This is a genomic window from Vibrio sp. 10N.261.52.A1, from assembly GCF_002876325.1.
GTDB lineage: Bacteria > Pseudomonadota > Gammaproteobacteria > Enterobacterales > Vibrionaceae > Vibrio > Vibrio chagasii.
In genome coordinates this window covers 1-1898 of record NZ_MCYD01000134.1, presented here as the reverse complement: position 1 = coordinate 1898, position 1898 = coordinate 1, and the positions used below count along the sequence as shown (strand labels likewise).

Genomic DNA, 1898 nt, shown 5'->3' with positions numbered 1-1898 from the left:
ATCCCTGAACTATTTATATAAACAAGACAACCGATATAAACAAGGCAACCTGTTACGAGGTTGCCTTTTTCATTCTTGCCTTTTGAAGCTTGAGACTTAGTAGTCTAGCGTACCTCGGATTGGGTAATGGTTGTTTGGATCGCGAATCCAGGCTAAACCGCGAGTTAATGCACCAAGCTCTGGTCTTACAAATGGGTTGTTTGATAGATCAACGACATGGACATTGCCGTGCTCATTGACGACAAATAGCCCTGGCTCTGCAAAGTTATGGTCCGTTTCTGCTTCAGAACGCGGTAGAGAAATATAAAGCCCTAACGTCTTCATTTGTTGCTCACTTAGACCATAAGCAATCGGGAAACTGATATCGAGCTTTTCTAGATGTTGCTCTAATTGTTGTTTTGAATCGCCAGAGACAGCCAAAATATCAACGCCTGCATCGCTAAAGGCCTGTTTGTAGGTCTCAATTTCGTTAAGGTATTTGGTGCAAAGCGGGCAATGCTTACCACGATAGATAAACACCGCTTGCCATGTTGCATCACCTTGAGGCTGACCTAGCGTAACTTTGGTCCCATCCAAGGTTGTGGCTTCTAATGTAGGGAAAGTGTCACCGGCTTTGAGTTTCTGTGAGTATGTCATCTCGACTCCTTGAATTGGGTTTACAACTAAGTAGATAAAAAGATAAGCCACTAGGAAACCAGTTGCAACTGGTATACTTTTAGTAACCTAGTTATGGGCGTGAGAATGTCTACCTCGTCTGGATGAAAACGGCAAAGCATTATTCTGCATCCGCCTTAGCCATCAGTTCAGATAGGATTTGTTTATAACCTTCAACTGGGTGCGCCCCAGAAACGCCAGACTCACGGTTGAAGACGACCGTTGGCACACTTGAAACACCCATTTGCTGCCATTGTTTCTCTGCGTTACGTATCGCACTACGTTGCTCCGCATCATTTAGCCAGCGCATTCCTTCTTCAGGGTCAAGGCCTACAAAGATTAGCTCTTGCTTGAGAATCTCGCGGTCAGAGACGTCTTTCTGCTCACTGAAAAATGCGGTAAATAAACGCATTTTTAGTTCAGTCTGCTTGCCCAAACTCTTGGCGTAATCAAGCAGAAGGTGTGCGTCAAATGTGTTCACCATCTTCATGTCATCAAAGTAGTTAAACTTGAAGCCATGCTCCGCGCCAATGCTGGCGATACGAATACGCGCGTTTTTACTTTCCTCTACGCTACTGCCATATTTACGTGCAACGTGCTGACGAAGGTTTTCTCCCTCAGCAGGCATATCCGGATTGAGCTCAAAAGGTTGCCATTCAATCTCGATGCGGTCTTCAATGCCAAGCTCTTTAATAGCGGCTTGTAAGTGGTTGTAACCAATAATGCACCAAGGGCAAACGACATCACTAATAATGTCGAGTTTAATCATATTACTCATGATGATTCCTTATTAGAAAGCACTGTTGGCGTTACGCAAACAGTGCCTTGAATGGTGTTAGATTAATTACTGTAGGTTTAGATTAGCGCTCGCTAGGATGCGTCCAAGCATATTTTTGGAATGGCGCATCTGGTTCAGTATGTGCGATTGCGTTTGTGAAGTTTGAGATAAGCTTCGCAGACAACCCCGTAAGTACTTCAAGTGCTTGACGTTTGGTGAAACCTGCATCTAGGAAGTCTTGCAGTCTTTCATCACCAATATGTCCGCGATTATCAAGTAGCTCTTTGGTAAAATCATGCAACGCTTGTAGCTTCACATCAGGAACTGTAGTACCTTCGCGCAGCGCTTCAATCACTTCATCTGGCATTTTGCCTGCTTTCATCATCCATGTATGCCCTGGAACGCAGTAGTGACAGTTGTTCTCAAAGTTTGCTGTCATGAAGACTACCTGCTGCTCTAGCGGGCT

General features: G+C 44.6%; 3 protein-coding genes. All 3 read right to left on the bottom strand.

Translation table 11 applies throughout. The annotated features are described in order from the left end of the window. Positions 1-96: 96 nt before the first annotated feature. Positions 97-636, bottom strand: coding sequence for a peroxiredoxin family protein (locus BCT81_RS01870; RefSeq protein WP_045065341.1), 540 nt, complete (start codon positions 634-636; stop codon positions 97-99). 139 nt (positions 637-775) lie between these two features. After that, positions 776-1432 (bottom strand): DsbA family oxidoreductase, encoded by a 657-nt coding sequence (locus BCT81_RS01865; RefSeq protein WP_006962699.1) that lies wholly within the window; start codon positions 1430-1432, stop codon positions 776-778. An 82-nt stretch (positions 1433-1514) separates the two neighbouring features. Continuing rightward, the coding region (locus BCT81_RS01860; RefSeq protein WP_102423094.1) for a carboxymuconolactone decarboxylase family protein at positions 1515-1898 on the bottom strand (384 nt) is incomplete at its 5' end.